This is a genomic window from Vibrio sp. 1249-1, from assembly GCF_033340495.1.
On sequence record NZ_JAWOWJ010001159.1, the window covers coordinates 1 to 520 of the forward strand.

Genomic DNA, 520 nt, shown 5'->3' on the forward strand with positions numbered 1-520 from the left:
ACTCAGGAGCCGGCATGATTCAGTTACCTGATGAGCTAAACCTCATTGTCAGCCTAGCGTTGCTGGCATTGATCCCGTTTATCGCCATGATGGCGACCTCATTTGTGAAACTCGCGGTCGTGTTTTCGCTGCTGCGAAATGCGCTTGGCGTACAACAGATTCCACCGAATATGGCGCTGTATGGCTTAGCGATCATTTTGTCGATTTTCATCATGGCACCGGTTGGCTTTGAAACGTACGACTACGTAAAACAGCACGACATTTCTTTGGAAGACTCTGCCAGCGTTGAGGGCCTGATTGAAAGTGGTTTACAGCCGTATCGCGAGTTTTTGATAAAGCACATTCGTGAAACCGAAGCGATATTTTTTACCGACGCAGCACGCACGCTGTGGCCACAAAAATACGTGGACCGTTTGGAATCCGACAGCTTATTGCTGTTGCTGCCTGCATTTACGGTCAGCGAGTTAACGCGGGCTTTTGAAATCGGCTTCCTACTCTACTTGCCGTTTATCGCTATCGA

General features: G+C 48.8%; 1 protein-coding gene. It reads left to right on the forward strand.

All coding sequences use genetic code 11. The features are described 5' to 3' along the window. Positions 1-14 precede the first annotated feature (14 nt). Positions 15-520 (forward strand): SctR family type III secretion system export apparatus subunit VscR (gene vscR, locus R7Z50_RS31025; RefSeq protein WP_318150216.1); only part of this gene is annotated, 506 nt, incomplete at its 3' end.